Here is a 25947-nt window from a genome sequence, read left to right on the forward strand (position 1 = left end):
GGGGTTCGGATGGTGTCCCGTCGGCGCGGGATTCCATCCAGTCGAGGGACCAATCCAGATTGAGGAGACAGACAATGGCTAACGGAAATTATTCCCAGTCAGGCGGGTATCGCAATGACCGCAGGCGCGACGAGCGCGATTTCTCTCGTGACGATTCCACATTCTCTCGCGAAGGTGGCCACGAGCCCTCCAGCGAATACCGGCCGGGCGACACCGGTTATGTACGCGGTTTCGGCGACCAGCAGCGCGATGGCGACAATACTTTCGGCGGCCGCGAGGAAAGCGACCGCTCGCGCTTCTCCCGTTATGGCCGCAGCGAACAATGGGCGGGCGACGATTTCGGATATGGCGATACGGAACGGTCGCGCGCCTGGGCCCGCGAATCCTACAGGGGCAACCCGTCCTCGTTCAGCTACGAGCCCGGCCGCAATCGCTCCGGACAGTCCTTCGGCGACCGCTACGGTTATGGTTCCGACCAACGCGACAGCTTTGGAAACCGGTATGGTTATGGCGGCGAGAATCGTTCCCGATCCTCGGATGAGCATGGCCGCAAGCGCTCGTTCATGGAGCGGGCCGGCGACGAGGTCTCCTCCTGGCTTGGCGACGAGGAAGCCGAACAGCGGCGCATGATGGATGCCCATCGCGGCAAAGGCCCCAAGGGCTATCAGCGTTCCGACGCCCGCATCGAAGAAGATGTCAATGATCGATTGAGCGACGATCCCATCCTCGACGCGTCGAACATCACCGTGACGGTGAAGGAAGGAGAAGTGACGCTCGACGGCTTCATTTCGAGCCGTTGGGACAAGCGTCGGGCAGAAGATCTGGTAGACGGCATTTCCGGAGTTCGGCACGTGCAGAACAACCTGCGTGTCAACAATATTTCCACCAATACCCTGAGCGGATCGACAACCATCTGATCTCCGCGCCATCGGTAACCAGGGTCGCCCTTTCCGGGGCGGCCCGGTTGTGCACGAAATGACATTCCGCCTGTTGCCAAGACATATCGCAGGCAATCAATCCTTGGCCCGGCTCCCAAAACCAGTTAGAACAGACCCGCTATTTATATTAGCAAAGGGCGGGATACTGATATGAGCATACCGGCAGGTGGCACGGGCACCTGGGTGTTTCTTTGAGGTAAATGCGCGGAATGTTTAGGATTTCGCGTTTTTTTCCAACGGCGCCCATCGGCGCTTACCTGGTCGCCCTCACGGCCGGCGTCGCACTGCCTTTGCTGATCTTTGTCGGTTATCTGATGATGGAGCTGGAGTCCAACGAGCGGGAAATCCTTGCGAACGAGACGGCCGAGGATGCCCAGCTCATCGCGCGTTCGGTTGATCGCGAACTTCAGGACATGGCAACCACCCTCAGGCTGCTGGTGACGTCGCCGGAGCTCGAACGGGGCGATCTGCGGGCCTTCCACAACCGGACGCAAAACAGCCTGCGATCCAATTCGCTCTACGTGCTTGTCGTCAATCGGGACGGTCAGCAGCGGCTCAACACCCGCGTTCCCTTCGATACGCAGCTCGGCAAGATGTCCAATGTCGCGTCATTGGAATCTGTCCTCAAGACAGGCGTCACCGAAGTTTCCAACGTCTTTTTCGGCGTGACCAGCGGCAAGCATGTGTTCAACGTCACCATGCCGCTGCCCAAGGAGATTTCGTATTCCGGCTCTGCGATGATCATCACGCAGAATGCCGAGGACCTGCAGAAGCTCATCTCGACGGAGGGGCTTCCAACAGGCTGGACCATGGCGGTCGTCGACGGCTCCGGACATGTGGTGACGTCGCTCGGCGCAGGTGCGCTGCCGCCCGGTACGGCTTTTCCCGCCAACACGCTGAAGCTGATGACCGGTTTCAAGGGTACGATCGAGGATGTGGATGGCGATCTGAAGCAGATGTACGGCTATGCGCAGATTACCGGCTGGACCTGGAAGGCCGTTGTCTGGGGGCCGATCGACGCGGCGCAGGCGAGCATCCTGACCACCTGGCGGCAGTTGATTGCCGGCGGAGTCATCTTCCTCGCCGTCGGCATGCTGATCGCCTGGCTGGTCGGGCGCCAGCTTCGCATTCCGATCCGGCAGATCGCCGAGATGGCCGAGCGGATCGGCCGTGGCGAAATCGTTTCTCCGGTGCAGACCAAGATCCGCGAAGCCAACCAGGTGGCGATCGCTCTTTCGAACGCATCCTTCGACCGCAGCCAGGCAGAAGACCGCATCCATCTCATCCTGCACGAACTCGTCCACCGCACCAAGAACATCCTGACGCTGGTGCAGGCGATGATGCGCCAGCTCGCCCGGCAAGACACGACGATGGAGGAGTTCCAGAAGGCGATCGGCAACCGCCTGCAAGGGCTCGGAAAATCGATCGAGGCGCTGGCGAAGGAACAATGGGCGGGCGTTTCGATCCGCCGGGTGGTAGAAATCCACATGAGCACGTTTGCGGAAGTCGCCGATCGTGTCGAATTGCAGGGCCTGGATTTCACGCTCAAGGCGGAAGCGGTGCAGAACCTCGGCCTCGTCCTGCACGAACTCGCCACCAATTCCGTCAAATACGGTGCGCTTTCCGTGCCGCAGGGCAAGGTGCACATCACTTGGAAGGACGTGGTGGACGAAAAGGAAGAGGAGCCCCTGCTTCGCCTCATCTGGGAGGAAAGGGACGGGCCGTCCGTGCGCGAACCTTCCCGTACCGGTTTCGGCACGACGATCATCAAGCGTCATGCATCGGCCGCCTTCCGGGGGCATGTGGATGTAAATTTCCATCCCGCAGGTCTTTGCTGGATCCTGACCGCTCCCCGCGCCGCATTCGAACGCGGGGAAGGCGGCGACACGCTTGCGGATATAGCAATCTGATCTCAATGGCCATCGGTGCCGGAACGAAGCAGCGTTCCCGCCGTTAAAGCGCCCATGGACGCACTGATTAGCCCGATCGATGTCGATCAAAATTCCCTTGAAATCATCGGCCTCACCTACGTTTCCGATACGGAGCCCGGCATCCGGCGCCTGCGTCGCGGCAAGGGTTTCTGCTATCGCCTGCCAGATGGAAAGCTCCTTGCCGATGAGGAGGAAAGGCGCAGGATCGCGGCGCTCGGTCTGCCGCCGGCCTACGAAAATGTCTGGATCTGCCTCGATCCGCGCGGCCATCTGCAGGCGACAGGCTATGATTCCCGCGGCCGCAAGCAGTATCGCTACCACGCGGACTGGCAGAATTTCCGCAGTGAGCGCAAGTTCGATCAGTTGCTGCGGTTTGGCGAGGCACTGCCGCGCATTCGCAACAAGGCGAGACGGGATTTGGCCGCCGGGCTCGACAAATCCGATGCAGTGATCGCCGCCCTCGTGTCGCTGATGGATGCGACGCACCTGCGCGTCGGCAATCGGGCCTATGCGCGGGAAAACAGGACCTATGGGGCGACGACGCTGCTCAAGCGTCACATGATGCTGTCCGGCGACGCGATCATGCTGCGCTTCACAGCCAAGGGCGGCAAGCGGGTACGGCATACGTTGAAGCATCCGCGCCTGCAGCACATTCTTGAAGAGATCGCCGACCTGCCGGGGCGGCAGCTGTTTTCCTGGCCGGACGAGCAAGGCGTACCGCGCCCGGTCGATTCGGGACGTCTGAACGCTTATCTCGCCAAGGCGGCCGGATTTCCGGTATCGGCCAAGACTTTCCGCACCTGGGGCGGCAGTCTGGCGGCCTTTATGGCAGCCTGGCATCACGTGAAGGCGGGAGGCGGCCGTCCCAGGATCCGGACGATGGCGAAAGCGGCGGCGGAAGCCTTGCACAACACGCCGGCCGTCTGCCGGTCGAGCTATATCCATCCCGCCATTCTCTCGCTTTCGCAAGACATATCGCTGCTGGAGAAGGTGATGGCGGAACGGCCGATGGTGAACGGCTCGAAAGGATTGCGCGCCGACGAACGGCGCCTGCTGGCATTTCTGCGGGAGGTCGCCTGAACTCTCGCGACAGCCGCCCGCGAGGAGCAGCGGGCGGCCGGAGCCGGGCCTCCGAAATCAGGCCGCCCGGCGGTTATGGCGCCCTTCCTTCACTTCCTCCACGATCTTATCGACAAACTGCTTCAAGTCCTTGGGAGAGCGCGAGGTGATGATGCCGTTGTCGACGACGACTGCTTCGTCTTTCCACGAGGCGCCCGCATTGCGGACATCGCTGCGGATCGAAGGATAGGACGTGGCCTTGCGGCCCCGCAACGCATCGGCCTCGACGAGAAGCCAGGGGCCATGGCAGATCGCTGCCACCGGCTTGCCGCTTTTGACGAAGTCGCGCACCACTTTCACCGCATCCTCGTTGACGCGCAGCAGATCGGGGTTGATCTGACCGCCCGGCAGTACGAGCGCATCGAATTCTTCGGCCTTGACGTTCCTGGCCTCGATATCGACCGGAACGGTATCGCCCCAGTTCTTTTCGTCCCAGCTCTTGATTTCGCCGGCTTTGATGGATGCGATCTTCACGTTTGCACCGCGCTTTTTGAGCTCCTCAAGTGGAACGCGCAGCTCCGAGCGCTCGTAACCGTCCGTCGCGAGGATCAGAATGGTGGCGGACTCGATTGCGGTCATGCTTGTCTCCTTCGCTCTTCAGTTTCTTGCTCCGGCCCGGGAAGTGCCGTGAGTCCGGGTGGACGCGCGGCACTTCAATGCCTTGAATCGTCTCACTGTGACTTCGGGGCCGTACGTCAGAGGCGGCCGGTAGAAAGGTCCCGGCCGTTGATCGAGGCCGGCACGCTGATTTCCTCACGGGGCGACTTGGGCAGCGGCAGAACCACTGCTTCAGGCACGACGACCTGCAGCTCTTCCGGATGGGCCACGGCAAAGGTCTTTTTCTGGTTCGTGCCGATCAGCCTGTTTCTCAGCATCTTGAAAAAGTGTCGCATGATGAAATCTCCCGTCGCGAAACGAGGGCATCCTGCCCTCTCACACAGGGGCAAACCCGTCGCCTCCGGATTCGTTCCAAGTTTTTCTCCTTCCGTTACACAAAGTTATGCGCCTTTTGGAACAAAACCCTGGGTAGGGCGTTTGGCGCCGAATGTTCTCGCGGCCTGCGGCTGCGGCAACCAACGGGTCGGGCCGAATGAATAATGACCGCTTGACCGGCGCCTGCCGGCCAATCCGATCAGAAAAAAATTGCGGCCCTCCGGCCTTCCAGAGCAGATGCCGGCGTTTCATCCGTCCATTCATTTCAAGCCTTCTTTCCTGTCCGTTTCTTATCGCCTGTTCGGGCGTCCAGTCGACGCTTGATCCGGCCGGCCGCGAAGCGGCGGATGTGGCGGCGCTGTTCCTCGCCATGCTCGCCGGGGCGGTCGTGATCTGGGCCGGCGTCGCCGGCCTGCTCTTTTATGCCGCCCGCCAGAAACGGGGCCATTCGGAGAAGGGTGCGGGCCAACTCATTCTGTGGGGCGGGGCGATTTTTCCGACCGTCGTGCTCGCCGCGCTGCTTTCCTATACCGTCTGGCTGATGCCGAATGTGCGGCCCTGGTTCCAGGGAGAGGAGGGCCGTATGCGAATCGAGGTGACCGGCGAACAGTTCTGGTGGCGGGTACGCTATCTGGAGGAGGGTGGAAATGTCGCCTTCGAGACCGCCAACGAGGTGCGCCTTCCGATCGGCGAGCGCGTCGTCTTTTCCCTGAAAACGCCCGATGTCATCCATTCCTTCTGGATTCCCGTGCTCGGCGGCAAGATGGACATGATTCCCGGCCGTGAAAACCGGCTGACGCTGCTCGCCGAAAAGCCCGGTACCTATCGCGGCGTCTGCGCCGAGTTCTGCGGCGCGTCGCATGCGCTCATGGCGTTTACCGTGCATGCCGTGGAGAAACCGGCCTTCGAGACGTGGATGACGGCGCGTCGGGCATCGTCCGGAGCGCAGGACGCGGAAGGGCTGGCGCTTTTTCTGAAACACGGCTGTTCTGCCTGTCATGCCATCTCAGGCACCGAGGCGCAGGGCAGGATCGGCCCTGATCTCACCGCCTTCGGCGAACGCGGTTCGGTTGCAGCCGGTACGCTGCCCAACCTTGAAGAACATATCGCCCGGTTCATCCGCGATCCCGACCGGATCAAGCCGAAAGTGCTCATGCCCCATTTTTCTATGCTGCCAGAAGCGGAAACCGATCGTATCGCCGCCTACCTGAAAGGGCTCAAATGACAGTGGAGCTCGGCAATTTTTCGCCGGAAGAAAGGGCAGCGCAGGAGGAACGGCTCCGCAAGGTGTGGCAGACGCCGAAAGGCATCCGCTACTGGACCTCGGTCAACAACAGCGAGATCGGCCTCTGGTACGGCGTCACCGCGTTTGTATTCATGCTGTTCGCCGGTCTGCTCGGGCTTTTGATGCGCGTGCAGCTCGCGGTACCGGAAAACGACTTCATCTCCGCCGAACTCTTCAACCAGGCCTTCACGCTGCACGGCACGGTGATGATGTTCCTGTTCGCCGTGCCGATCTTCGAGGCGGTGGCGATCTTCCTTTTGCCCTCCATGCTCGGTGCCCGTGAACTGCCGTTCCCGCGGCTTTCCGCCTTCGGCTTCTGGAGCTTTCTCATCGGCGGCATTTTCGTCTGCGGCTCGATCTTCTTCAACGCGGCGCCGAATGCCGGGTGGTTCATGTATCCGCCGCTTGCTACCGACAAGCAATATTCCGGCATCGGCGCGGATATCTGGCTTCTGGGCTTGTCCTTCATCGAGGTGGCGTCGATCGCCGCCGCCGTCGAGATCATCGTCGGCATCATGAAATGCCGGGCACCCGGCATGCGCATCAACCTGATGCCGATGTTCGCCTGGTATCTGCTGATCGTCGCCGGCATGATCCTCTTCGCCTTCCCGCCGCTGATCGCCGGCGACATCCTCTTCGAGATGGAGCGGATGTTCGACTGGCCGTTCTTCGATGTGAGGCGCGGCGGCGATCCGCTCCTCTGGCAGCATCTTTTCTGGATTTTCGGCCATCCGGAAGTCTACATCATCTTCTTACCCGCAATCGCGCTGATGGCGATGATCGTGCCGACCTTCTCGCAGCGGCCGATTGTCGGATATTCGTGGATCGTGCTCGCCGCCGTCGGCACCGGGTTCCTCAGCTTCGGGCTCTGGGTCCACCACATGTTCACCACCGGACTGCCGCAGATCTCGCTCGCCTTCTTTTCGGCGGCATCGGAGGCAGTGGCGATCCCGACCGGCGTGCAGATCTTCGTCTTCATCGCCACCATGCTGGCAGGTCGGGTGATCTTTTCCGTGCCGATGCTATTCGGCACCGGCGGGCTGATCATCTTCGTGATCGGCGGGCTGACGGGTGTCATGGTGGCGCTGGTGCCGTTCGACTGGCAGGCGCATGACACCTATTTCGTCGTCGCCCACCTGCATTACGTGCTGATCGGCGGCATGCTCTTTCCGGTCGTCGCCGGCATCTATTATTATTTTCCCTTCGTGACGGGAAAGAAGCTCAGCGATGCATGGGGCAAGGTCGCCTTCTGGCTGATGTTTGCCGGTTTCAACATCGCCTTCTTTCCCATGCATTTTTCCGGCCTGCGCGGGATGCCGCGGCGCGTCTTCACCTATCCGGAAAATATCGGCTGGGATTGGTTCAACCTCGTCTCGACCATCGGCGCTTTCGTCTTCGCCGCCGGTATCGCGACCTTCGTCGTCGACATTCTTCGGCCGAAACCGGAACCCAAGGAACGCAATCTCAACCCGTGGAACTCGGGCACGCTGGAATGGACCAACGACCCTTCCGAAAGCTGGGGCATGCGCTCGGTGCCGATCATCACCAGCCGCTATCCGCTTTGGGACCAGCCGGACCTGCAGGCGGATATCGAGGCCGGGCGCTATTATCTGCCCGACGCCAGATCTGGCAAGCGTGAGACACTTGTCACCTCCGTGCTGGACGCCGAGCCGATCCAGTGTCTGCGGGTCGGCGGCGTTTCCCATGTGACGATCATCGCGGCCACGGCGCTCGGCGGCGTGTTCATCGCGCTCACCTTCCACTGGTGGATCACGACGGTTATCTGCGCCGTCATCACCTTCGCCGCCATCATCATCTGGCTCTGGACCGGCACCGCACCGATCCCCGAAGCGCCGGAAACGGATGTCGGGCTCGGCCTGAAACTGCCGATCTATGTCTCCGGCCCGGCCTCGGTCGGCTGGTGGGCGATGTTCATCACCATGGTCGGCGACGGCACAGCCTTCGCAAGCCTGATCTTCGGTTATTTCTTCTATTGGACGATCCACGACGATTTCGCCGTTGCCGCCGGGCCGGGCGTCTTCTGGCCGATGGTGGCGCTGGTGCTCTTCGTCATCGCCTGGGGCCTCACGCTGCTGACCCGTGAATTGAACGAGCGGTGGCCGCTCGGCGCTCGTGTCGCGCTGGTGGCTGCTTTCCTCGCCACCGTCGCCGCGTCGCTGGCGGGTCTTGCCGGCCCTTATATGTACGGCATGGATCCCACTTCGCATGTCTATCCGGCGATCGTCTGGATCGTGGCGATCTGGACCGTCGCCCACGGCGCTGTCGGAGCGATCATGCAGGCCTATTGCCTGGCGCGGAGCCTTGCAGGCCTCATGACCGCCGAATACGACCAGGATATCCGCAATGTCGCGCTCTACTGGCATTTCATGGGCGTCACCGCCGTCGTCACCTTCGCCGTGATCGGCCTCTTTCCCTTGGTGGCGTCATGAAGAGCTTCATCCCGAAGGAAGTCGAAACGCTCTGGACGCTGTTCACGGCGCCGACCGTCTGGGCGCTGCATTTCGTCGTCTGCTACGCGACGGTGGCGGTGTTCTGCGCCAAGCGTCTGCCGGCCTCGTTCACCTTCGACGACGTTCGCGTCGTGCTTGTCGTCGTGACTTTACTGGCGCTGGCGATGATCGTGCTTTCCGCCTTTCTCGCCTGGCGGCAATGGGGCTTCGGTTCCGGAGATCCCCCGCATGACGAACCCACGCGTGAGGACCGGCGGTATTTTCAGGGCTTTGCGACGTTGCTGCTCTCCGGCCTCAGCTTTGCCGCCGTCGCCTATGCTGCAATCCCGCTGATCTTCATCGCGGAGTGCCAGCCATGAAGGAAGATGGACAGGAGGCGGGGCCATCATCCATTCTCCTCCCTTGCGGAGGAGATGCCGGCAGGCAGAGGAGGGTGGTTCCATACACTCTATCGTCGGACTCGCTGAACCACCCCCCTCTGTCGCCTCCGCTGACATCTCCCCCGCAAGGGGAGAAAGGAAGGGCGCATGCTGCTCCGCCTCGATCTCCGACGCCGAGGCAAGCTGTTCTGATTATCGGCTTGATCGTGCTTTTCGCCCTCTGGCTAGGCCTTCTCCCCTTGGCCGACCGAACATCCTTCTCCGTCCATATGATCGTCCACATGGGCGTCGTCGCCGGCGCTGCTCCGTTGATAGCGATTGGCCTTTCCGGAACCCGTTTCGATTTCACCGACGGCCGGACCTGGCTCACCCCCATCACCGCTTCTGTCATCGAACTCTTCGCCGTCTGGACCTGGCATATCCCCGCGCTCCGAGCCCTGTCAGAAACATCCCCGATCATCGCCGTCCTGGAGCAGGCCATTTTCCTCGGCGCCGGCCTCACCCTCTGGCTCTCCTGCCTCGGCGGGGCCGCATCCGGCCGCAAGGAGCGGCGGCTGGCCGGTACGTTCGGCCTGATCTTCACCTCCATGCACATGACGCTGATCGGCGCGCTGCTTTCCCTTTCGCCGCGCCCGCTTTACGGTGAAGGGGAGGTGAGCTGCCTTGGCGTGCCCCTCTCCGCCCTGGCGGATCAACAGGTCGGCGGCGTAGTGATGCTTTTCGTCGGCGCGATCGTTTATCTCGCCGGCGGCGTGGGGCTTCTTGCCCGCATGCTGAATGCACCGGTTCCGGACCGATAGGAGGAAGGGCGATGACGATCCGCTGGAAATATCTGGCCATTTTGGTGATCGTGGCGCCGCTCCTCGGCTTCGGCTTCGCCTGGTCGGGGCTGATGAGCGTCAGGGCGAGCACCGGCCACTGGGCGGCGACCGACTGGTTCCTGCATTGGGTGATGGGGAATTCGGTGCGCACCGCCGCGCTTTCCGTGGATGCTCCGCCGCTCGACAATCCGGCGCTGGTGCCGCCCGCCGCCGGCCATTTCGAGACAGGCTGCGCCATCTGTCACGGTTCGCCGTCGCAGGCGCGTTCGGCCGCCGTACTCGCCATGCTGCCGCCACCGCCGGACCTGAAGACCGTCGTGCCGACCTGGAGCGACGCGCAGCTCTTCGAGATCGTCAAGCACGGCGTCCGTTTCACCGGCATGCCCGCCTGGCCGGCGCAGATGCGCGACGACGAGGTGTGGGACATGGTCGCCTTCCTGCGCAAGCTGCCGGACATGGACAGCGATGCCTATCTGCGGGCCTCCGGCCTGCACGGCATCGGCAAGGCCGGCGAGGTCTCGCCGCTGCCGATCACCTGCGAGAGCTGTCATTCGGAAAGGCGGCTCGAGGCCGCGAGCGTCATCCCGCGGCTCGCGGGCCAGTCGGAGGCCTATCTGCTGAATAGCCTGCGGGCCTATGCCCATGGCGAGCGGGCGAGCGGCATCATGCAGGTCGCTGTCGGAACGCTGCCGGAAGAGAGTTTGCCGGAACTTGCAGCCTACTATGCCAAACAGGCGCGGCCGCAGAGGCCGGCCCTGCCGGCGGATGCACAGCTTACGGAAAAAGGCCGCGAGATCGCGGAAAAGGGAAGAGCGGCAGACAAAATTCCCGCCTGCCTCAGTTGCCACGAAAAGCCCGGCGGCAATCCCGCCTATCCGCGCATCTCGGGTCAGAGCGCTCCTTATCTGGAGCGCCAGCTTCGCCTCTTCCATGCAGGGGTCAGAGGCGGTTCCTCGTTCAGCCATCTGATGACCGAGGCGGCGAAAAACCTGAAGGAGGATGATTTTGCCGTTCTCGCGGCCTTTTTTGCCAGCCGCGAGAACGGCGGACCCTGACCCGTCAAATCGTGATCAAGGCCACGCCTCCTCCCCAGGAGCCCGAAACCAAGCCCTGTGTCTAGACGGGGATGACCATCATGTAACAGGCCGCGATCACCAGCACGAAGCCTGCCGCTTCCACCCATTCTCTGACCATCGTCGCCTCCATCGCTTCGGTCGTGAATGAACGCAGGAGCCACATACTAGTTCCACGAAATGGCCATAAACGTGGCGGGCCTGCCTTAAATGTGATCGAGCATGGTTAACGTCCTGTCTACGGGCCGTCGGCCTCGGCTCTGGCGCGGGCCGCTTCGAGTATGGCACGCACCTCGCGCGCGGCGGAGTTCTCGATCGCGAAGGCTCCTTCGGGGTTGAGGCCCGGATCCTCCTCGTTGTCCTTGAATGTGGCGTCGTCGCGGAGTCTTCTCAGGAAGGAGGTGATGGTCACTTCGCCGCCGATCATCGCCGCCAGCATCTCGATCAGCAGTTCGCGATGGGCATTGAGCCTGCCCTCCAGTTCATGCGGTGTCATCGTCGACATGGAATCTCCTCCGCTGTTTGCCTGTTCTCCCCGGTTAAAGAGATAGGGGACGGTTTCGGGGAGGGAACAATCCACCCGACCGAAAGTTGAACTTCCATCAACGAGATGGAGGCAGTCATGGCGGAGTTTGCCAGAACAGACGGCGACAGACCGGAACGCGATGTACGCGATCGGCTGATCCTTGCCCTCTACGCCCAGCTGAAAGCCGAGCGACAGACACGCGAGGCGCTGGAATATGCCATCCGCAACGGCGCGCTTGCGCCTGAAGTGCTGGAGGCGATCGCCAGCGACCCCATTCCGGCGGCAGCGGCGGAAGATGTCGCCGCGGTCGAGAAAGTCATCGCGCTCGACGCCCATCGGCGGCAGGCCGCAGTCGGCAGGTTTACCGGAGAAGACAAGCCATGAAGCATTTGATCATGATCCTTTCGACCCTCGTGCTGTTGAGCGGCTGCAGTGACGACAGCGAAAAACAGAGCGATCCCATCAACAACACGCCGCCGCCCCAGCCCAGCAATACGGCGCCAGTCGACCGCAGCCCGACGCCGCAAAGCGGCACGGGCGGACAGAGTCCGACGACCTCGCCCTCCGGCACGACGAATACGGCGCCGGGCAACAACCCACCGCCGGCAGCCACCGGAAAACCATAATTTCATCCGCTCCCGGGAACGAAATGCTGTGCCGCACCATTATCCCGCGAATCTTTCAATCGGGTGCGGCATGGACACAAAATCGAACCATTTTGTCATCGAACCCGGCTCCTGGCTTCGGCTCGGAGCCAATTTTGACGGTGAGGGCGTCAATTTCGCGATATTTTCCGCGCATGCGGAACGTGTCGAACTCTGCCTTTATGATCCAAGCGGGAAGATAGAAATCGCCCGGCTGGAGCTTCCGGAATATACCCACGAGATCTGGCACGGCTATATCCCCGGCCTGAAGCCGGGGGCGCTTTACGGCTTCCGTGTCCATGGCCCCTACGATCCGGAAAACGGCCACCGGTTCAATCCGAACAAATTGCTGATCGATCCTTACGCTCGCGAACTGGTCGGCGACGTCGAGTGGAACGAGGCGCATTTTGCCTACGACCTGCTGCATCCGGACAAGGATCTCACGTTCGACGAACGGGACAGCGGTCCCTTCTTGCCGAAATGCCGGGTAATCGACCCAGACGAATTCGACTGGCAGGACCAGAACCGCCCGAATATCCCCTGGCCTCATGCGGTCGTCTACGAGACGCATGTGAAAGGTTTTACCCAGCTCAACCCGGCCATTCCGGAGACGCTGCGCGGCACGTTCGAAGGCATGAGCCACAAGGCCTCCGTGGATTATATCAAGAGCCTCGGCATCACCTCCGTGGAGCTGATGCCCGTCCATTATTTCCCCGACGACCAGCACCTGCTCGACAAGGGTCTCCGTAATTTCTGGGGCTACAACACGCTTGGCTTCTTCGCGGCGGCTCCGCGCTATTACGGCCCGCGCGGCATCCAGGGTTTTCGGGACATGGTGCGAGCCTTCCACGACGCCGGCATCGAGGTGATCCTCGACGTGGTCTATAACCACACGGCGGAGGGCAACGAGCTCGGGCCGACGCTTTCGTTCAAGGGCATCGACAACTTTTCCTATTACCGAACGATGCCGGACCAGCACCGCTACTATATCAACGACACGGGCACCGGCAACACGGTCAATACCTCCCATCCGCGCGTGCTGCAGCTCATCATGGACTCGCTGCGCTACTGGGTGGAGTCCATGCATGTCGATGGTTTCCGTTTCGATCTCGGTACCATTCTCGGCCGCGAACCGCAGGGTTTCGACCAGCGCGGCGGTTTCTTCGACGCGATGACGCAGGACCCGGTACTCTCCAGGGTGAAACTGATCGGCGAGCCCTGGGATATCGGCCCCGGCGGTTATCAGGTCGGGGGATTCCCGCCCGGCTGGGCCGAATGGAACGACAAGTACCGCGATACGGTGCGCGAATACTGGAAGGGCACCAATGTCTCGACCGATTTCGCCGCCCGCCTGCTCGGTTCCGGCGACCTCTACGACCAGCGCGGCCGGCGCCCCTGGGCGAGCGTCAACTTCATTGCCGCCCATGACGGTTTCACGCTGAACGACCTCGTCTCCTATAACGAGAAACACAACGAGGCCAACGGCGAGGACAACAACGACGGTCACAACGACAACCGCAGCTACAACTATGGCGCTGAAGGTCCGACCGAGGACGAGGGCATCAATGGGGTGCGCGACCGCCAGAAGCGCAATTTCCTCGCCACGCTGTTCTTTTCGCATGGCACGCCGATGCTGCTTGCCGGCGACGAGTTCGGCCGCAGCCAGATGGGCAACAACAACGGCTATTGCCAGGACAGCGACATTTCCTGGGTCCATTGGGAGAACCTGCCGGAGACCTGCGAGGAATTGCGCGCTTTCACCCGCCATATCATCAAGCTGCGCCGCGAACAGCCGCTCTTGAGGCGGGAGAACTGGCGCGACGGGCTCGACATCAAGTGGTTCAACGCCGGCGGCGGCTTCCAGACGCCCGAACAATGGGATGAGGGTTCGACGCTCGGCCTCTATATCGGCCGCCCCGATCTGCGGGAAGAGGAAGGCATCTGGCATGACGTGCTGATGCTCTTCAATCCCTTCGAAGGCACCGTGCCTTTCCGCATCCCGCAATTCGGCGAGGGCGGCTGGGTGCTGGAACTGACCACGTCCGATCTTGCAAAGCGCGGGTTGCGGATTACCAAGGAAAAGGACTTCGAGCTCGAAGGCCGCAGCCTGGTGCTTTTCAGGCGGCCGTGAAGTGGTCTTCCCGTTGCAAAAAAACCGGCCGTTACGGCCGGTTTTTTCGTGGATGTCCGAGATCGAAGAGGGGTTACAGCACTGCCCGGCGGATATCGGCGGCCGGCGCGACGACCTGTCCCGACTTGCGCACGAGGTTTGCGTAGACAGCGGCATATTGCTGGGCGCTGCGCTCCCAGGAAAATTTCGCCTTCATACCCTGGTTCTGCAGCCGCGCCCACATTTTGGGATCCTGGTAGGCGTGCAGTGCGCGGCGCAGCGCCAGCCGCAGCCCGTCCGTCGTCACCGGGTGGAACTGGAAGCCGGTCGCGACCCGCGCCGACATTGCCGCGTCATTGGCGTCGATGATCGTCTCCGACAGGCCGCCGGTGCGCGAGACGACCGGCACGCAGCCGTAGCGCAGGGCATAAAGCTGGGTGAGGCCGCAGGGCTCGAAGCGCGATGGCTGGACGATCGCGTCCGAGCCGCCATGAATGAGATGCGCCGTCGGTTCGTCGTAGCCGACATGCACCGCCATGCGGCCCGCAAAGCGGGAGGCGGTGTTCAGAAGCGCCTGCTCTATGTCCTTGTCGCCCTGGCCGAAGACGATCACCATGCCGCCGTTGTTGACGACCTCGTCGGCCGTTTCCGCGAACATGTCGAAACCCTTCTGCCAGGTCAGCCGGCTGACGGCTGAAAAAACCGGCCCTTCATGAGATGCGTCGAGGCCGAACAGTTCCAGCAGGACGGCCCGGTTCTCGCGCTTGCGGCGCAGGCTGCCGACGTCGTAGTTGCGGGGCAGATGCGGGTCGGTGGAGGGATCCCAGATATCGAGGTCGATGCCGTTGACGATGCCGCGGAGCACCGAAACGCGAGCGTTCAGCACGCCGTCCATGCCCATGCCGAAACGCGGTGTGAGGATTTCGCGGGCATAGGTGGGGCTGACGGTGGTGATCGCGTCGGCCGTCTGCAGCCCTCCCTTCAGAAAGCTGATGTCTCCGAAATATTCCAGCCGGTCCATGGAATAGGCATGCGGCGGAAGACCGAGATGATCCAGCAGCTCGGCGCCACACTGGCCCTGGAAGGCGAGATTGTGGATCGTCAGCACGACGGGCGTCATGCAGTTCCGTTCGCGCATGTAGACCGAGGTCAGCGCCGATTGCCAGTCGTGGGTATGGACAAGTTCGGGAACCCAGCCGGGTAGAACGCCGTCGGCGATCTCCGCGGCCGCCAGCGACAGCGCGGCAAACCTCTTCCAGTTGTCCGGATGGTCGGCGCCACGCTCATCGACATAAGGACCTCCCGGCCGGTCGTAAAGAGACGGGGCATCGAGCACGAAGAGGCTCAGTCCTTCGAAGCGGGTGTGCAGCAGCGAGGCCTTTTCGCCCAGCAGGTCCTCGAACGTGACAAGCGGCGTGGCGCTTTTGAGCTGTTCCATCACCTTGGGATAGCCGGGAATGAGCGTCGTCGTTTCTATACCCAGCGCGGCAAGCGCCTTGGGGAGGGAGCCGGTGACGTCGGCAAGGCCGCCGGTCTTCACGAGCGGAAAGATTTCCGAAGTTACGGACAGAACCCTCATCTGCGGCAAGGCTCGCTTTTCGGGGCCTATCCCCACTTCCCGATCCGGCGTTCCGCGCTGGGCATCGTCAATCGAGACGTAAGCGTTCATCATGCCTTCCTCCGCCACGGGTCATTGGCACCCTTCCGAACGTTCAGGCCTTGGGCAACGTTCCAACGGTGGCGCGGATTCAGGCGGAGATCAAACACGCAAGCCATTTTTTATTTTTCCAGGCAAAGAAATCCGTCATCGCGGCAAGACGTGCCACCGCGATTGATAAAACCGGTTTTTGATACAATGGTGCCGGGGCTTCTACTCGCCGACCGGAACCTTCTTGGAGCGTCGCTTGGCCGGCTCGACGGATTCGGGCATCGCCGCCGGAGGCTTCGAATTCGTCTTTGCTGATGATGCGGCCTTAGCCGGCGCTTTCGCAGTCAGCGTTTTTACAGCCGGTGCCTTCGATGAAGACGCAGCCTTTGGCGCTGTTCCCGGAGGTTTTATCGCGGCTGAGGTCTTCCTGCCCCTGGCAGCGCCTGAAGAAGGAACCGGACCGAGCGTCGCGTATTCGAGCTTCGCCCTTTCCCAATGCTCCCTATCTTTGCCGGCAGGATAACCTTCCTCTTCCCACAAAGCGTAAGCACGCTTTCTGATCCACTCGTCTTCGGATTCTGCCATTATTGTCTCCATTCGCCCGGTCGTCCAAACGGATGCCACGCGGAAAAGTTCCATGAAGAAAACGAAAATCACAACACGGCCAAGGGGGAACGCGGCCACTCAAAAAAACGACTTCCCATGCGGAACTTTTTGCAGTCCAGAAGGTTTATCGCCGCCGGGAAGGAGACACATCCAATGGAAAAATACTGCGATATCGTTCCGCACGCAACCGGCTGGGTCTATGTAATCGACGGAGTTCAGTCTGCGTCTTATTACCACACCTATGACCTCGCCATGAACGCCGCACATGCACATCTTGCCCGGATCGGTGCATCCGGCGACAAGGTTTTCCGACGCCAGGCGCCGAACGGGGAGATGCTGCCCGTGTCGATGCTTGCCAAGGGCCTGCCGGGATCGGTTTTGAGGGTTTCGCTTTCAGCCTGACCCTGTCGGGTCGATTACGTCGGACAGACCGTCCGGTGATGCAAGAAGATGATGCAAGGTGATGCAAGAAGAAGCCCGGTCGAAGTCCGGGCTTTTCCGTTGGGCGCATTTTCCTTGCTTGAAAAGAGGCGCGGGCTTGGCCGCGCCTCCTCCGGCACGAGGCGTCAGGCGGCCTTCTGGGCCGCGACGTTGACGGCGGATTTTGCGAGCGCGGTCAGGCTTTCGTCGGTCTTGCTTTCCTCGGCGAGCGTCTGTTCGAGGAGGGTGACCGCGTCCTTCAGGCCGAGCTGCTGGGCCCAGGAGCGCAGTGTGCCGTAGCGGCTGATCTCGTAGTGCTCGACGGCCTGGGCGGCTGCCAGCAGGCCGGCGTCGAGGGCCGGATTGCCCTTGAATTCTTCGAGAATTTCCTCGCCTTCCTCGATGATGCCGTCGATTGCCGGGCAGGTCTTGCCCTGGGCGCGCTTGCCGATGATCTCGAAGACCTGCTTCAGACGTTCGATCTGGCCTTCGGTCTCGTCGCGGTGTTTTTCAAAAGCAGCCTTGAGCTTCTGATCCTGCGCGCCGCGTGCCATCTTCGGCAACGCCTTCACGATCTGGCGCTCGGCGTAATAGATGTCCTTGAGGGTCTCGTGGAAAAGATCGTCGAGGGTCTTCGTGGCCATTGCTCTCTCCTTGGTTTTTGAAATATCGAGGCGGGGATCTCCCGCCGCATTAACAACCGAAGGGCGTTTATGGTTCCCGACCCATCGGGTTGTCGTCAGCCGGAGGTCGCCATTCCCCGACACGGTCTGCCCGTCCGGTTCATTCCTCCCACCAGTTCAGGAGGCCTTCGGTATCCGTCAGCCGAAGCTGGTTGGAGAAACGCCTGCCGAACAGCGCAAGCGAGGCGTCGTGGGTTTCGTCGGACGTGCTGCAGATCGCGTCGCTGACGACGATGATCGCATAACCGAGATCCACGGCGCCGAGCACCGCCGCCAGGACGCAGACATCCGTTTCGCCACCGCTGACGACCAGCGTGGTGACGCCTTGCGCCTGGAGGAAGTGGTGAAGACGACCGTCGAGCCAGGGAGAATAGGTCATCTTGTCGAAGACCGTGGCCGGAGGCACCAGCGCGCGCAACTCAGGGAGGATATCCACCATCGGATCGCCGAGTTCGCTCCGCGTCATCATCGACCATTTCTCATAATAGCCCCGCCAGCTGCCGTTGGCGTCCGACGGTGTCTTCGGCGTCACGAAGCGCGTGAAGACGGTCTTTTCCGGATGACGGCCGGCAATTACCGCAACGGTCTCGCGGACCCGCTGCATCCAGGGAATGTGCCAGGGCGTAAGTTCCGCGAACATGCGCTGCATGTCGATGCACAGGTGCCGGCAACGACGGGGATCTTCCATGCTTTTCTCCGCTTCTTCCCCCTTCGTTCCAAGGGCGGAGGAGGAACTGGCGGGCCGATCGAAATGTTCCGGCGCGCTAATACGGAACGGTCGCCTCGGTCATCGCGTTGACGCTTCGACCGGAGCATCGTGCTCTAAGGGAGAATGACATGCAGGACAGGTTGAAGGTCTATCGGCTGGTGCCGATCGCGCGGGCGGACGACCCCAATTGGCAGAACGCCCGAGCCCGTGGCGAGGCGCATGGCGAAGTAATCGTGAGGGCGAAGACCACGGGCGACGCCCGTCTCGTCGCCAGCCAGGCGGAACTCGATTTCATGGAAATCGACGCCGCGCCGTCCGAAGGCAATTCCACCGAAATGGCAAGCGCCTTCCGCAGCGAAAAACTCTATACGGTGATCGAGGACAACAGCGGCCGGTTCGCACAAAACGGACCACGAGGCGTGATCGGCGGCCGGGTGCCTGTCGACAACATTATCTCGACCCAGCTGTGAAGATTGGCGGTCGGCCGATTGCCGTCAGCCAGCCGTGCCGTCGGCCTTTTCGTTGAGAGCCTTCTGCAGTTCGCGCGCCAGTTCAAGCAGGCGGTCGGGAACGTCTTCCTTCTCGATCTCGCTCAGCAGGACGGAAACCTGACGGTTGACCCGCCGCCCAAACCTGATTTCCTGTTCCGCAACCGGAGTGCTGTCTTTCGCCATCCCGACCTCTGACGTAATCGATGTTCGGCTACCCTTGCCGAAGCCATTATCCGCCCTGCCAAAAACCTATTCCGTCTCCTTACAGCAATATGGTCCACTTCGGGTATCCCGAAAAAGTCACAGAGGACAATGAATAGGCGACTTCCTATCCAGGAAGCCGCCTCATTTGTTCCCGATCGATTTTCGGCAACAGGCTGAAACTAGTGTTTTGGCGGTTTGGGCGTACCGGTCGGGATGGACGTCACGGTCGCCGAGACGGGATCGCTGGCGGGGAAAGTATCCTCCAGCCCCTCGTCGAGCTGTTCTTCCAGATCCTGCGCCCTGCCTTTCTCACGCGCAGACTGCTCGGCCTTTTTGTCCAAATTCCTGTGCGGTGAATGCGGGGTGTTGCTCATCATGGCCCTCCTTGGTGTTCTTGTCCGATCGAAAACGGTTTGCTGCGCGGCTTTGTTCCGGAACCGCCGCGCTTCGCGCGGGTTATTCAGGGAAAGAGGGAGTTCTGCCGTGGCGCCGCGCGTTTTTTGGAAGGGTTATCTGAAGCTGTCGCTGGTGACCTGCCGGGTGACTATGACGCCGGCGGTTTCGGAAGGCGCCAAGGTGAGATTTCACAACCTCAACCGACAGAACCATAACCGCGTCGTCAGCCAATATGTGGATGCCGTGACCGGAAAACCCGTGGAAGACGAGGATCAGGTCAAGGGATATCCCAAGGGCGAGGACGACTATGTGCTTTTCGAGGACGAGGAAATCGACGATGTCGGGCTGGAAAGCACCCGCACCATCGATATCGAAACCTTCGTGCCGGCAGGGTCGATCGGCTGGATCTGGTACGACCGGCCGCATTATCTCGCCCCCGACGACGAGGTGAGCGCAGAGGCCTTTGCCGTCATCCGGGAGGCGATGGCACAGACGAAGACCGGCGGCATCGCACGGCTCGTCATGTACCGGCGCGAGCGGGCCGTGCTCCTGCTGCCGAAGGACAAGGGCATCGTCGTCTGGACGCTGCGCTACGGAGACGAGGTGCGCGATGCGGAGGAATACGCCGCCGACGGGCCCAAGGAGAAACCGCAGTCCGACCAGCTCAAGCTGATGAAAAAAGTCATCGACGAGCGCACCGAAGCCTGGAAACCGTCGATGGCCGACGATCCGGTCCAGGACCGGCTCCTGGAGATCATCGCCAAGCGGAAGAAAGGCCGCAAGGCCGTGAAGAAAGCGGAGGAGAAGGCGCCGGAACGGGCCGGCAACGTGATCGATATCACCGCGGCGCTGAAGAAGAGTTTGGAAGCGGAGCGTAGGCGGTGAGGCAGGCTCGCTTATCGTCCATATGCGACAGGGCTATCGCATATGGACGATAGCCCTGCCCGCAAGAGGAGATGGGAGCAAGGCGCGCCGCCTACTTCTTCCCCTTGAATTCGATCGGCCTTTCCGCCTTGCGAAAATCCCCCCATGGGTCCTTCTCCTGCTGGGCAATCCGCGCCACGGCGTTGCCCACCGTGAAGTAATTCGGCCCGATCGCGCCGCCGAGTTCGTCCCATTCGACCGGCATCGAGACCGGGGCACCGGGGCGGGCGCGGGTGGAGTAGGGGGCGACGGCGGTGTTGCCGCGGCCGTTCCTCAGATAATCGATCAGGATCTTGCCCTTGCGTTTCGACTTGGTGATGGTCGAGACGTACCTGTCCGGATCGTCGCCGGCCATGCCGTCGGCGAGCGCCTTCATCGCCGCCTTCACCTCCGGCCATTCCGCCTTGGGCTTCACCGGGGCGACGACATGCAGGCCCTTGCCGCCCGAGGTCTTCACGAAGGCGACGAGGCCCATCTCCTCGAAACGGCGTTTCACCTCGTGCGCGGCGGCAATGATATCCGTCCAGGAGACGCCTTCGCCCGGATCGAGGTCTATGTTGACCATGTCCGGCTTTTCCCAGTCGCCGAGGTTCGATCCCCAGGGATGGATTTCCAGCGTCCCGCCCTGCACGAGGCCGAGCAGTCCGTCGAGATCGCGGATGGTGATATCCTCTTCGGCGGGATCGGCCGGGTCCTTGACCAGGACCGCGTTCCTGGTCATGCCTTTCCAGCCGTGCTTCTGGAAGAACAGTTGACCGTTGATGCCGTCCGGACCGCGGATCAGCGCCAGCGGCCGGTTGACCACGAAAGGCGCCATCAGCCGCCAGACCTCGGTGTAATAGTCGGCAAGGCCTGCCTTGGTCACGCCGGCATCCGGCCAGTAGACCCGGTCGGGATGGGTGAGATTGACCGTCCGTTTCGGCGGCTTCGGCGCTTCGGCTGCATTCACGGGTACGCCCTCCCGGACGATATCCTTTGGGTCCTTGTCTTCCCGCAGGCCCCGGAAGGAGGCGTGCCGGATATGGGCGTCCGCCGTCCAGCCGCGGAACTCCACTTCCGCCACCAGTTCGGGCTTGATGAACACCACATCCTTCTTTTCCACCCCGGCGAGCTTTTCGTCAAACGGGCTCTTGTCGGTTCGCAGATCGTCGAGGCGCCTGAAGAGCGATTGCGCCACCGCATTCGAATACCCGGTGCCGACCCGCCCGGCATGCCGCAGCTTGCCCTTTTCGTAATAGCCCATGACCAGCGAACCGATAGCCTTGGAATTGACGGAGGAGGGGACGTAACCGGCGACCACGAATTCCTGCCGTGCGGAACATTTCGACTTTACCCAATCACGACCGCGGCCGGATCGATAGGGGGCGTCGGCGACTTTGGAGATGATCCCTTCCAGGCTGAGGCGGCAGGCGTGTTTCAGCACCAGCCCGCCCTCGTCGCCGAAATGTTCGCTGTAGCGCAGGGCAGGGCCGATGCCGGTCAGGAGCTTCTCCAAAGTCTCTTTGCGTTTGAGAAGCGTCATCCCGGTCAGGTCATAACCGTCGAGATGGAGCAGATCGAAAGCATAAAAGGTGAACCGGTCATCGCGGCCCTCGCTCAGGTCCTCCTGCAGGAGCGAAAAATCCGTCGCGCCGGAACCGGCCTCGACTGCGACTTCGCCGTCGATGATCGCCTCCGAGACGTCGAGTTTTTCGAATTCCGCGATGATTTCATCGCCGAATTTGTGCGTCCAATCGAGGCCTGTGCGGGTGAGCAGTGTCACCCTGCCGTCGGCGATACGGGCCAGCAGGCGATAGCCGTCGAGCTTGATCTCATGGATCCAGCGCTTGCCGGAGGGCGCATTCTTCACCAGCGTCGCCAGTTGCGGATCGACGAAATCCGGAAGTCCGGCCTTCCTTGCGCCCTTGATCTTCGAGACCGGAATATCGGCCCTTTCAGGCTCCGGTGCGGTCTTGACGCTGGCCTTCACCGCTCGTTTCTTCGCCGCCGGCTTGCGGCCCCAGATGGCGTCGAGCGTCCTGCCCGATTTCACCGAAAGCGGCAGCTCGTCCAGAATGTCCCTGTCGCCTTCGGCACGGGCGAACTCGTCCTCGCCTTTGATCAGCAGCCAGTTCTCGCGCTTCTCGCCTTGCTTCCGGCCCATGCGGATCAGGTGCCAGCGGCCTTCCAGCTTCTCGCCCTTCAGCTCGAATTCCATATGCCCCTTCTTATAGGCCTTGTGCGGATCGCCGACCGGCTCCCAGCTGCCGCGGTCCCACAGAAGCACGGCACCGGCGCCGTAATTGCCTTCGGGGATCGTGCCTTCGAAACCGCCGTAATCGAGCGGATGGTCCTCGACATGCACGGCCAGCCGTTTTTCGCCGGGCACCAGGCTCGGGCCGCGCGTCACGGCCCAGCTTTTCAGCACGCCGTCCATTTCCAGCCGGAAATCGTAATGCAGGCGGGTCGCGTCATGTTTCTGGATGACGAAACTGTTGCCGCTCGCCTTGGCTTTCTTCCCGCGCGGTTCGGGAGAGGCCTTGAAATTCCGCTTCTGGTTATAGGTTTCGAGCGCCATGATCAGCCGGCCTTTCTGTGAGCCGCCTTTCCGGAGGCGGCGGTCTTACGCGATACGGTTTTCCCGGCTCGGGCCTTCGTTCCAGCAGTCTTTTTTTTCGCCGTTTTCTTCGAGGACGCCGAACTTCCGGCGCTCTGACGCAGGGCATCGAGGAGGCTCGAAACCGTCTGCGGTTGCGGCGCCGGCTTCCTGCGGATCTTGCGGCCTTCGATCTTCGCCTTGATCAGTTCGGCGAGTGCCGCCTCGTAGCGGTCGTCGAACTCCGTCGGATCGAACGTGCCCTTCTTCGTGCCGATGATATGCTCGGCGAGATCGAGCATTTCGCCTTCGATCCTGAAGGTCTTGATGTCGGAAAAGATCTCCTTCGCCGGGCGCACCTCGTAGTCGTAGTTCAGGGTACTGGCGACCATCCCCTCGTCGCTCGGGCGGATGAGCAGGGTCCTGAGGCGCCGGAAAAGAACGGTGCGGGCGAGGGCCGCGACATCCTTTTCCTTCAGGCTCCGGCGGATCAGGTCGAAAACGTCGGCGGCCGCCCTGTCGGCCGGCGCCAGGTAATACGGACGGTCGAGATAGATCGTATCGACCCCGTCGCAGGGAATGAATGTTTCGAGCTCCAGCGTCTTGTCGCTCTCCGGCAGGGCCGCCTTCACCTCGTCCGGCTCCAGGACGACGTATTGCCCGCTGGCAACCTCGTAACCCTTGACGATGTCGTCGCCCTCGACCACCTTGCCGGTGTCGGCATCCAGCATTTCCCGGTGAACCCGGTTGCCGGTCTTGCGGTTGATGATGTGGAAGCTGACGCGGTCCGACGTGGAGGCCGCCGTATAGAGGGCCACGGGGCAGTTCAGCTCTCCGATCTTCAGGAAGCCTTTCCAGTTTGCGCGCGGTGTCACGATCATAACTCCGTGAAAACCCTATCAACCGGCCATCGGGCGGCTTTGTTCCGTCACGAACCTGAACGGCCGTTCATCTTGCGGGAACCAAATGCGCAAGGCGTGCGTTTGCCACCGAATTCCAGCCATGAAGACTTTGGGAGAGGTAGGCAACGGTGTCTGAATCACAGTTGAATGGTGATCCTGCACGTGCAGACATAGTGAGGCTCATTCCGGCTCTCCGCGCATTTGCTCGTACTTTCTGCCGCAATCCGACCGATGCGGACGATCTCGTACAGGAAACGCTGATGAAAGCGCTTGCGAACCTCGACAAGTTCGAGCCGGGCACCAAGCTGAAGAGCTGGCTCTTCACCATCATGCGCAACACGTTCTACACGCGTGCAAAAGTGCTGGGCCGCGAGGCGCCGGGCATAGAGGAAAACGTGTCGGGCGACACGCCGATTGCCGCAAACCAGGAAACGGCGGCGCGGGCGCGGGAGGTGCAGCGGGCGCTGCAGAAACTGCCGCCGCATTACCGCGAGGTTCTGACCCTGGTCGCGATCCTCGGCGAGAGCTACGAGGCGGCGGCGGAGATCTGCGATTGCGCGGTCGGAACGGTCAAAAGCCGGCTCAACAGGGCACGCCATCAGATCCTGCAGGAATTGGGAGAAGAGGCGAACTGAACCATGACGGTCCAGCCGCCCACGCATGTGGAGGTCACGATGAAATTCACCTTGATTGCGGCAGCAATCGTCCTTGCGACGATCGCGCCGGTTTTCGCGTTTATCTGAATCCGGCTCACGCCGGGTCCTCGTCGAGTTCCGGATAATGCCGGAATATGCCCGACTCGTTGAATGCGAGCCGGCGCTTCGACGCGAGATACGCCTCGATGTTGGGCCGCTGGCGAACTTCGTCCCGCAGTTTCGCAAGCCGGGGGTAATCTCCGTCGAAATTCCGCATGGCACGGGGAAACGCATAGGCGAGGCCTTCGGCGAGCTGGAAGAGCGACAGGTCCACATAGCTCAGCCCGTCTCCCACCGCATGGCCGCTCTTTGAGGGATTGGCCTCGATGATGCGGTTGAAATACCTCATGAATTTCGGCACCCGATGTTTCAGGAACGCCGCCGAACGAGCCTTCGCCTCGGGCTTCTGGTCCTCATAATAGTCGTTGGTGCTGATCGGGTGATGCGTATCGTGAACCTCCATGACGAAGTCCGCGATCGTCAGCTGCAGGCCGTGGGCGAAGATGCGGCTCTTCTCGTCTTCCGGCACGAGACCAAGTTTCGGGCCGAGATAATGCAGGATGTTCGCCACATGCGAGACGATGAGGTCCCCGTCCTTCAGGAAGGGCGGCGCGAACGGCATGTCGTGGCCGTGCCTGCCGTGAATATAGTCCATCATCTTCGGCGTGCCGCGGTCGCCGCGGGCGACATCGACATAGTCGGCGCCGGCTTCTTCGAGCGCCAGCCGCACATATTCGCCGCGGCCCTGAAGGCCGTCCCAGTAATAAAGCTCGTAAGTCATTTTCACTCCAGAAACTCTGCAATCTTTTCCAGGTCCTCGACAAAACGGGCGCGGTTCATCTCCGCATCCGGCTGATCGAGGGTCCGCAACAAAGCGGAAGGGTGGATGGTCACCAGAACCGGCAAGCCGTCCGGCGATCGCAACACCGTGCCGCGGTCGCGGGTGACTTTCGCCTGCCGCCCGAGCAAGGCATAGAGCGCGGTGGCACCAAGCGCCACCGCAAGCGTCGGTCTCACGAGGCGTAATTCCGCCGCCAGCCACCAGGCGCAGGCCTGCACTTCGCCGGCATTCGGCTTGGAATGGATGCGGCGCTTGCCGCGCGGCGTGAACTTGAAATGTTTGACCGCGTTGGTGACGTAACAGAGGTCGCGGTCTATCCCCGCCTCGTCGAGGCAGCGGTCGAGCAGCTTGCCCGCCGGCCCAACGAAGGGTTTTCCCGCAAGATCTTCCTTGTCTCCCGGCTGTTCCCCGACGAACAGCACTTTCGCCTTGGCCGGCCCTTCGCCGAAGACCAGATGCGTGGCGTTCCTGTAGAGATCGCAGCGGGTGCAGCCTTCCGCCTGCCGCTGGACTTCCGGCAACCTTCCGCCGTCTGCGCCCGGTGTCTCGAAGGCCGGTCCCTTGCGCGATGTCAGCATGATTTCAGCTCCTGTCGAAGCTTCAAAACCGGCTTGCCCGTGTG

General features: G+C 61.8%; 29 protein-coding genes. 15 read left to right on the plus strand and 14 right to left on the minus strand.

Annotation, left to right across the window (positions count from 1 at the left end):
• Nucleotides 1–74 precede the first annotated feature (74 nt).
• The 3 genes from DMO26_RS34375 to DMO26_RS11660 all read left to right on the plus strand — a co-directional run bounded on the left by DMO26_RS34375 (nt 75) and on the right by DMO26_RS11660 (nt 3949).
• A complete protein-coding gene (locus DMO26_RS34375; protein ID WP_117192208.1) occupies nt 75–917 on the plus strand; it encodes a BON domain-containing protein in 843 nt (280 codons plus the stop codon).
• A gap of 230 nt (nt 918–1147) precedes the next feature.
• Complete coding sequence (locus tag DMO26_RS11655) at nt 1148–2848, plus strand: sensor histidine kinase (RefSeq protein WP_117192209.1); 1701 nt, start codon at nt 1148–1150, stop codon at nt 2846–2848.
• A gap of 54 nt (nt 2849–2902) precedes the next feature.
• Entirely contained in the window at nt 2903–3949 is a 1047-nt protein-coding gene (locus DMO26_RS11660) for a DNA topoisomerase IB (RefSeq protein WP_117192210.1), read from the plus strand.
• Between the two features lie 57 nt (nt 3950–4006).
• Here the strand turns inward: DMO26_RS11660 and DMO26_RS11665 are convergent, their stop codons facing one another.
• A complete protein-coding gene (locus DMO26_RS11665; protein ID WP_117192211.1) occupies nt 4007–4567 on the minus strand; it encodes a type 1 glutamine amidotransferase domain-containing protein in 561 nt (186 codons plus the stop codon).
• Between the two features lie 116 nt (nt 4568–4683).
• On the minus strand, nt 4684–4881 hold the full coding sequence (locus tag DMO26_RS11670) for a hypothetical protein (protein WP_117192212.1): 198 nt from the start codon (nt 4879–4881) through the stop codon (nt 4684–4686).
• Nucleotides 4882–5270: 389 nt separating this feature from the next.
• On the opposite strand from DMO26_RS11670, the gene coxB reads away from it, so the two are divergent.
• The 5 genes from coxB to DMO26_RS11695 are packed head-to-tail and all read left to right on the plus strand — an operon-like array spanning nt 5271 to nt 10933.
• On the plus strand, nt 5271–6146 hold the full coding sequence (coxB, locus tag DMO26_RS11675) for a cytochrome c oxidase subunit II (RefSeq protein ID WP_264319358.1): 876 nt from the start codon (nt 5271–5273) through the stop codon (nt 6144–6146).
• A complete protein-coding gene (gene ctaD / locus DMO26_RS11680; RefSeq protein WP_117192213.1) occupies nt 6143–8656 on the plus strand; it encodes a cytochrome c oxidase subunit I in 2514 nt (837 codons plus the stop codon). Before coxB ends, ctaD begins: the two co-directional genes overlap by 4 nt.
• On the plus strand, nt 8653–9036 hold the full coding sequence (locus DMO26_RS11685; RefSeq protein WP_117192214.1) for a hypothetical protein: 384 nt from the start codon (nt 8653–8655) through the stop codon (nt 9034–9036). Before ctaD ends, DMO26_RS11685 begins: the two co-directional genes overlap by 4 nt.
• A complete protein-coding gene (locus DMO26_RS11690; RefSeq protein ID WP_226951269.1) occupies nt 9033–9857 on the plus strand; it encodes a cytochrome c oxidase assembly protein in 825 nt (274 codons plus the stop codon). Before DMO26_RS11685 ends, DMO26_RS11690 begins: the two co-directional genes overlap by 4 nt.
• An 11-nt stretch (nt 9858–9868) precedes the next feature.
• Nucleotides 9869–10933, plus strand: coding sequence for a c-type cytochrome (locus tag DMO26_RS11695; protein WP_117192215.1), 1065 nt, complete (start codon nt 9869–9871; stop codon nt 10931–10933).
• 61 nt (nt 10934–10994) lie between these two features.
• Here DMO26_RS11695 and DMO26_RS34805 read toward each other — a convergent pair whose 3' ends face one another.
• Together DMO26_RS34805 and DMO26_RS11700 are read right to left on the minus strand one after the other, a co-directional pair.
• Nucleotides 10995–11117 (minus strand): hypothetical protein, encoded by a 123-nt coding sequence (locus tag DMO26_RS34805; RefSeq protein WP_264319359.1) that lies wholly within the window; start codon nt 11115–11117, stop codon nt 10995–10997.
• Between the two features lie 72 nt (nt 11118–11189).
• Nucleotides 11190–11456 (minus strand): hypothetical protein, encoded by a 267-nt coding sequence (locus tag DMO26_RS11700; RefSeq protein WP_117192216.1) that lies wholly within the window; start codon nt 11454–11456, stop codon nt 11190–11192.
• 117 nt (nt 11457–11573) lie between these two features.
• Here DMO26_RS11700 and DMO26_RS11705 point away from each other — a divergent pair, with 117 nt between their 5' ends.
• The 3 genes from DMO26_RS11705 to glgX all read left to right on the plus strand — a co-directional run bounded on the left by DMO26_RS11705 (nt 11574) and on the right by glgX (nt 14252).
• Nucleotides 11574–11861 carry a hypothetical protein gene (locus DMO26_RS11705; protein ID WP_117192217.1) on the plus strand — a complete coding sequence of 96 codons (288 nt, stop codon included), beginning with the start codon at nt 11574–11576 and terminating at the stop codon, nt 11859–11861.
• On the plus strand, nt 11858–12103 hold the full coding sequence (locus DMO26_RS11710) for a hypothetical protein (protein WP_117192218.1): 246 nt from the start codon (nt 11858–11860) through the stop codon (nt 12101–12103). Before DMO26_RS11705 ends, DMO26_RS11710 begins: the two co-directional genes overlap by 4 nt.
• Nucleotides 12104–12173: 70 nt before the next feature.
• Nucleotides 12174–14252 carry a glycogen debranching protein GlgX gene (glgX, locus tag DMO26_RS11715; protein WP_117192328.1) on the plus strand — a complete coding sequence of 693 codons (2079 nt, stop codon included), beginning with the start codon at nt 12174–12176 and terminating at the stop codon, nt 14250–14252.
• A 73-nt stretch (nt 14253–14325) separates the two neighbouring features.
• On the opposite strand, the gene glgA is transcribed toward glgX, so the two are convergent.
• Both glgA and DMO26_RS35070 read right to left on the minus strand, forming a co-directional pair.
• Entirely contained in the window at nt 14326–15810 is a 1485-nt protein-coding gene (gene glgA, locus DMO26_RS11720; protein WP_162894844.1) for a glycogen synthase GlgA, read from the minus strand.
• 291 nt (nt 15811–16101) lie between these two features.
• Nucleotides 16102–16518, minus strand: a complete 417-nt coding sequence (locus DMO26_RS35070; protein WP_404947041.1) for a DUF2934 domain-containing protein — start codon at nt 16516–16518, stop codon at nt 16102–16104.
• Between the two features lie 120 nt (nt 16519–16638).
• Between DMO26_RS35070 and DMO26_RS11730 the strand changes: the two genes are divergently transcribed.
• Nucleotides 16639–16887 (plus strand): hypothetical protein, encoded by a 249-nt coding sequence (locus DMO26_RS11730; protein ID WP_117192221.1) that lies wholly within the window; start codon nt 16639–16641, stop codon nt 16885–16887.
• Nucleotides 16888–17051: 164 nt separating this feature from the next.
• Here the strand turns inward: DMO26_RS11730 and DMO26_RS11735 are convergent, their stop codons facing one another.
• Nucleotides 17052–17549, minus strand: a complete 498-nt coding sequence (locus tag DMO26_RS11735; RefSeq protein ID WP_117192222.1) for a YciE/YciF ferroxidase family protein — start codon at nt 17547–17549, stop codon at nt 17052–17054.
• Nucleotides 17550–17688: 139 nt separating this feature from the next.
• Complete coding sequence (locus DMO26_RS11740) at nt 17689–18276, minus strand: cysteine hydrolase family protein (protein ID WP_117192223.1); 588 nt, start codon at nt 18274–18276, stop codon at nt 17689–17691.
• Between the two features lie 149 nt (nt 18277–18425).
• On the opposite strand from DMO26_RS11740, the gene DMO26_RS11745 reads away from it, so the two are divergent.
• On the plus strand, nt 18426–18767 hold the full coding sequence (locus tag DMO26_RS11745; protein WP_117192224.1) for a hypothetical protein: 342 nt from the start codon (nt 18426–18428) through the stop codon (nt 18765–18767).
• Between the two features lie 24 nt (nt 18768–18791).
• On the opposite strand, the gene DMO26_RS11750 is transcribed toward DMO26_RS11745, so the two are convergent.
• Together DMO26_RS11750 and DMO26_RS11755 are read right to left on the minus strand one after the other, a co-directional pair.
• A complete protein-coding gene (locus DMO26_RS11750) occupies nt 18792–18971 on the minus strand; it encodes a hypothetical protein (protein ID WP_117192225.1) in 180 nt (59 codons plus the stop codon).
• Between the two features lie 200 nt (nt 18972–19171).
• Nucleotides 19172–19369 carry a hypothetical protein gene (locus tag DMO26_RS11755; protein ID WP_162894801.1) on the minus strand — a complete coding sequence of 66 codons (198 nt, stop codon included), beginning with the start codon at nt 19367–19369 and terminating at the stop codon, nt 19172–19174.
• Between the two features lie 106 nt (nt 19370–19475).
• Between DMO26_RS11755 and ku (DMO26_RS11760) the strand changes: the two genes are divergently transcribed.
• On the plus strand, nt 19476–20273 hold the full coding sequence (ku, locus tag DMO26_RS11760) for a non-homologous end joining protein Ku (RefSeq protein WP_117192227.1): 798 nt from the start codon (nt 19476–19478) through the stop codon (nt 20271–20273).
• A 91-nt stretch (nt 20274–20364) separates the two neighbouring features.
• Here ku (DMO26_RS11760) and ligD read toward each other — a convergent pair whose 3' ends face one another.
• Together ligD and ku (DMO26_RS11770) are read right to left on the minus strand one after the other, a co-directional pair.
• The gene (gene ligD / locus DMO26_RS11765; protein ID WP_117192228.1) at nt 20365–22869 is read right to left on the minus strand and encodes a DNA ligase D; all 2505 of its coding nucleotides are present in this window, start codon (nt 22867–22869) and stop codon (nt 20365–20367) included.
• A gap of 2 nt (nt 22870–22871) precedes the next feature.
• A complete protein-coding gene (gene ku / locus DMO26_RS11770; protein ID WP_162894846.1) occupies nt 22872–23765 on the minus strand; it encodes a non-homologous end joining protein Ku in 894 nt (297 codons plus the stop codon).
• Nucleotides 23766–23962: 197 nt separating this feature from the next.
• Between ku (DMO26_RS11770) and DMO26_RS11775 the strand changes: the two genes are divergently transcribed.
• Nucleotides 23963–24424, plus strand: coding sequence for a sigma-70 family RNA polymerase sigma factor (locus DMO26_RS11775; protein ID WP_117192229.1), 462 nt, complete (start codon nt 23963–23965; stop codon nt 24422–24424).
• A 115-nt stretch (nt 24425–24539) separates the two neighbouring features.
• Here DMO26_RS11775 and DMO26_RS11780 read toward each other — a convergent pair whose 3' ends face one another.
• Together DMO26_RS11780 and DMO26_RS11785 are read right to left on the minus strand one after the other, a co-directional pair.
• A complete protein-coding gene (locus DMO26_RS11780) occupies nt 24540–25265 on the minus strand; it encodes a glutathione S-transferase (protein WP_117192230.1) in 726 nt (241 codons plus the stop codon).
• Nucleotides 25266–25267: 2 nt separating this feature from the next.
• Entirely contained in the window at nt 25268–25906 is a 639-nt protein-coding gene (locus DMO26_RS11785; RefSeq protein ID WP_404947042.1) for a UdgX family uracil-DNA binding protein, read from the minus strand.
• Between the last annotated feature and the right edge of the window lie 41 nt (nt 25907–25947).

The sequence above is a fragment of the Rhizobium terrae genome, from assembly GCF_003425685.1.
GTDB lineage: Bacteria > Pseudomonadota > Alphaproteobacteria > Rhizobiales > Rhizobiaceae > Neorhizobium > Neorhizobium terrae.

Excerpts from the sequence above, each read along its gene's own strand:
- DMO26_RS34375 (WP_117192208.1), top strand. The coding sequence starts at position 75 with ATGGCTAACGGAAATTATTCCCAGTCAGGCGGGTATCGCAATGACCGC.
- DMO26_RS11655 (WP_117192209.1), top strand. The coding sequence starts at position 1,148 with ATGTTTAGGATTTCGCGTTTTTTTCCAACGGCGCCCATCGGCGCTTAC.
- DMO26_RS11660 (WP_117192210.1), top strand. The coding sequence starts at position 2,903 with ATGGACGCACTGATTAGCCCGATCGATGTCGATCAAAATTCCCTTGAA.
- DMO26_RS11665 (WP_117192211.1), bottom strand. The coding sequence starts at position 4,567 with ATGACCGCAATCGAGTCCGCCACCATTCTGATCCTCGCGACGGACGGT.
- DMO26_RS11670 (WP_117192212.1), bottom strand. The coding sequence starts at position 4,881 with ATGCGACACTTTTTCAAGATGCTGAGAAACAGGCTGATCGGCACGAAC.
- ctaD (WP_117192213.1), top strand. The coding sequence starts at position 6,143 with ATGACAGTGGAGCTCGGCAATTTTTCGCCGGAAGAAAGGGCAGCGCAG.
- DMO26_RS11685 (WP_117192214.1), top strand. The coding sequence starts at position 8,653 with ATGAAGAGCTTCATCCCGAAGGAAGTCGAAACGCTCTGGACGCTGTTC.
- DMO26_RS11690 (WP_226951269.1), top strand. The coding sequence starts at position 9,033 with ATGAAGGAAGATGGACAGGAGGCGGGGCCATCATCCATTCTCCTCCCT.
- DMO26_RS11695 (WP_117192215.1), top strand. The coding sequence starts at position 9,869 with ATGACGATCCGCTGGAAATATCTGGCCATTTTGGTGATCGTGGCGCCG.
- DMO26_RS34805 (WP_264319359.1), bottom strand. The coding sequence starts at position 11,117 with ATGTGGCTCCTGCGTTCATTCACGACCGAAGCGATGGAGGCGACGATG.
- DMO26_RS11700 (WP_117192216.1), bottom strand. The coding sequence starts at position 11,456 with ATGTCGACGATGACACCGCATGAACTGGAGGGCAGGCTCAATGCCCAT.
- DMO26_RS11705 (WP_117192217.1), top strand. The coding sequence starts at position 11,574 with ATGGCGGAGTTTGCCAGAACAGACGGCGACAGACCGGAACGCGATGTA.
- DMO26_RS11710 (WP_117192218.1), top strand. The coding sequence starts at position 11,858 with ATGAAGCATTTGATCATGATCCTTTCGACCCTCGTGCTGTTGAGCGGC.
- glgX (WP_117192328.1), top strand. The coding sequence starts at position 12,174 with ATGGACACAAAATCGAACCATTTTGTCATCGAACCCGGCTCCTGGCTT.
- glgA (WP_162894844.1), bottom strand. The coding sequence starts at position 15,810 with ATGAGGGTTCTGTCCGTAACTTCGGAAATCTTTCCGCTCGTGAAGACC.
- DMO26_RS35070 (WP_404947041.1), bottom strand. The coding sequence starts at position 16,518 with ATGGAACTTTTCCGCGTGGCATCCGTTTGGACGACCGGGCGAATGGAG.
- DMO26_RS11730 (WP_117192221.1), top strand. The coding sequence starts at position 16,639 with ATGGAAAAATACTGCGATATCGTTCCGCACGCAACCGGCTGGGTCTAT.
- DMO26_RS11735 (WP_117192222.1), bottom strand. The coding sequence starts at position 17,549 with ATGGCCACGAAGACCCTCGACGATCTTTTCCACGAGACCCTCAAGGAC.
- DMO26_RS11740 (WP_117192223.1), bottom strand. The coding sequence starts at position 18,276 with ATGGAAGATCCCCGTCGTTGCCGGCACCTGTGCATCGACATGCAGCGC.
- DMO26_RS11745 (WP_117192224.1), top strand. The coding sequence starts at position 18,426 with ATGCAGGACAGGTTGAAGGTCTATCGGCTGGTGCCGATCGCGCGGGCG.
- DMO26_RS11750 (WP_117192225.1), bottom strand. The coding sequence starts at position 18,971 with ATGGCGAAAGACAGCACTCCGGTTGCGGAACAGGAAATCAGGTTTGGG.
- DMO26_RS11755 (WP_162894801.1), bottom strand. The coding sequence starts at position 19,369 with ATGATGAGCAACACCCCGCATTCACCGCACAGGAATTTGGACAAAAAG.
- ligD (WP_117192228.1), bottom strand. The coding sequence starts at position 22,869 with ATGGCGCTCGAAACCTATAACCAGAAGCGGAATTTCAAGGCCTCTCCC.
- DMO26_RS11780 (WP_117192230.1), bottom strand. The coding sequence starts at position 25,265 with ATGACTTACGAGCTTTATTACTGGGACGGCCTTCAGGGCCGCGGCGAA.